General features: G+C 62.1%; 3 protein-coding genes. All 3 read left to right on the top strand.

Translation table 11 applies throughout. The features are described from left to right. Positions 1-136: 136 nt before the first annotated feature. On the top strand, positions 137-913 hold the full coding sequence (locus ACP5E6_RS18715) for a hypothetical protein (RefSeq protein WP_427956935.1): 777 nt from the start codon (positions 137-139) through the stop codon (positions 911-913). Between the two features lie 44 nt (positions 914-957). Continuing rightward, positions 958-1,350 carry a hypothetical protein gene (locus ACP5E6_RS18710; RefSeq protein WP_427956933.1) on the top strand — a complete coding sequence of 131 codons (393 nt, stop codon included), beginning with the start codon at positions 958-960 and terminating at the stop codon, positions 1,348-1,350. Between the two features lie 35 nt (positions 1,351-1,385). Then, the coding region (locus ACP5E6_RS18705) for a hypothetical protein (protein WP_427956931.1) at positions 1,386-1,983 on the top strand (598 nt) is incomplete at its 3' end.

Genomic DNA, 1,983 nt, shown 5'->3' with positions numbered 1-1,983 from the left:
GCAGTCTGAACGCCAACCGGGAGATCGGGGTGATCCTGTATTCCGGCCGGGACCGCGCCGCCTTGCGCCGACAGTTCGAGATCGACTGGCGCAAGGCCGAGCATTTGCACCAGCCGACATAACAGGACGCAGAGCCATGAACGACAATTTCCATGATGACCCCGACCGTCTGGACCTGCCACCCGCCCGAAAGCCCCGCAAAGGGATCGAACTGCTCCTGAGCCGTGTCCTGCTCGGGTTCAGCGTCGCCCTAATTCCGGCCCTGTGCTTCTATCTACCCGGTCTATTGCTCGGGCAGGCGGGCGAGACGAAATCGATCGCCCTCATGCTGTTTGCGGTGACCGCGGCGGTGGTCGCCCTGTTCCAGAGCTGGCGCGCGCGGCTCCGCTGGACGGCGGACCGGCCGGTCGGTCTCGTGAAGACGATTACCGTCGATTGGGAGGTTGTTGCATCGGTACCTGTTCGTGATCTCGCCGCACTCGACCTCACACTGGTGGAGGATCCGGCAATCGCCGTCGAACAGGCCGTCAATCTCTTCCGGGTCGTGGGGCGGATCCTGCTCGGAATCTTCATCGTCGCGCCGGTCGCGCTGCTCTGGGAAATACTGATCCTGTTCGCGTTCGGCGGGCTCAAACTGCCCTTGCTTCATACGGCGATCAACGGCGCACAGATCAACGCTTTGGGCGATCTGGCGCGCAGTTTCATGGCGTTCGATGTGCTCGTGGTCTCGTTCATCGCCGTAATCATGCTGGTTACGGGCAAAAGGGCGAACCGGCGGTTCGGGTTCCGCAACATCTATCGGGAGCGGCGGGATGGCTTTCTGCGCGAGCAGTTTTCCATCGCGTGTGATGAGGCAATCACAATCGCCAGCCCTTCCAGGCACCTCACCCCAGCCCGCCAGAGGTCGTTCTGATCATGCGCTCCATTCGATCCTGTTCAACTTCAAAGGTGATTTCCATGACCCCTCCCAGGACCATTAACCGCCCCAAAACCCTGCTCGCACTCGGCGCGGCTATGACCGGCCTCGTGGCTGTTGCGCTGGCGCCATGCGCCTTCGCTCAAACAACCATGGTTGCTCCGCATTTGACCGCGCCTGAAGACGCCAGCCAGATGTTATCCGCCAAGCTCGCGTACGACCACGCCATTCTCGCTCAGCTGACCATGCTGAATAAGAAGGTGTCGGAGCTCCAGACGCATCGGAATGACAGCGGCATGAGAGTCACCGGCAAAGACGCCTGTTTCTATCGCCACGAAGCCTATTCGCGAGGCATGGTCGTCAAGTTCGGCGGCGAGTCGTTCGAATGTAAGAAACCTGACAGCGCGGGGCCATTGGAATGGTCCTCCCTTTGACCGGGGCTGCGCCCGTCGTGTCGTCGTCGCGGCAGATGAATCCGCCAGCCGCCGGTGACGCAGAAAACCCGCTTGCGAGCTTCGCCGAGCGTTTCCGCAAGGCGATCAATACCGCTCTGCCGCTCGATCGCCGGTTATACAGCAACGTGGCGCGCGTGATGGGCGATCGCTATGCCGACGTCGCGAACGGAACGGTACCCCTGACCGATCCGGAGATCGATCAGGTCGCCGCTATGCTGGGGGTCTCCCCCACATGGCTTCGCACCGGGCAAGCGCATCCGTTCATCGTCGGCACCCTGCCGCTCGGTGATGATCCGACCAGCCTTCTCCGGATTCTGTCTGGTCACAACACCCCTTGGGGACCCGTGCAGTCGATCGTCTTCGTCGCCTGCGCCTATCCCGCCTATGGCAGTGTGCTCATCATCTGCGAGTACGAGGGCACCGCGCTCAACCCGCACCGGTACAGCATCATCCGAACCACGACGCCTCTGGACGCTCCGCGGGATGGCGCATGGACATGGCAACCGGGGGCCTTGCTGCTCAATATGGCGTTCCTGTCGCGCCTGCATGTCCGTCGTGGTGGCTTTCGCGGCCAGGGCATGATGAGCATCATCGTCTCCGACGACACCTACG

The organism is Acidiphilium sp., from assembly GCF_049977125.1.
Lineage (GTDB): Bacteria > Pseudomonadota > Alphaproteobacteria > Acetobacterales > Acetobacteraceae > Acidiphilium.
This window is presented reverse-complemented; position numbering and strand designations above follow the sequence as displayed.

Excerpts from the sequence above, each read along its gene's own strand:
- ACP5E6_RS18715 (WP_427956935.1), top strand. The coding sequence starts at position 137 with ATGAACGACAATTTCCATGATGACCCCGACCGTCTGGACCTGCCACCC.
- ACP5E6_RS18710 (WP_427956933.1), top strand. The coding sequence starts at position 958 with ATGACCCCTCCCAGGACCATTAACCGCCCCAAAACCCTGCTCGCACTC.